The organism is Seonamhaeicola marinus (assembly GCF_008085455.1).
On sequence record NZ_VSDQ01000465.1, the window covers coordinates 1 to 293 of the forward strand.

A 293-nucleotide genomic window follows, 5' to 3' on the forward strand; every position below is an offset into this window, starting at 1 on the left:
ATTTATGCCATATTGAAGTTTTATTTTGTTGTTTATGTAATGTTTAAAATCATATTTAATATTGAAGTTTCTGATGCCAGATATCCAGTCAAATTCAACAAAATTAAGTTTTAAGTTATAATCATAATCTGAATATATAAGTGATAAATTTGAAAAAAGCTTATCTGAAAATAAGTGATTCCACCTAAAATTTAAAACTGTATTACCGTAGGTGTTTTCAAAAGTATCTTCAATACTAAACACATCTCTACCAAAATAGCCTGATAGATAAATGTTGTTATTGTTGTTTATTT

The 293-nt window shown here is 23.9% G+C and carries 1 pseudogene; it reads right to left on the bottom strand.

Going from position 1 to position 293, the window contains the following annotated elements:
* Nucleotides 1-293 (bottom strand): annotated as a pseudogene (locus tag FUA24_RS07745) (hypothetical protein); the annotation flags it as partial.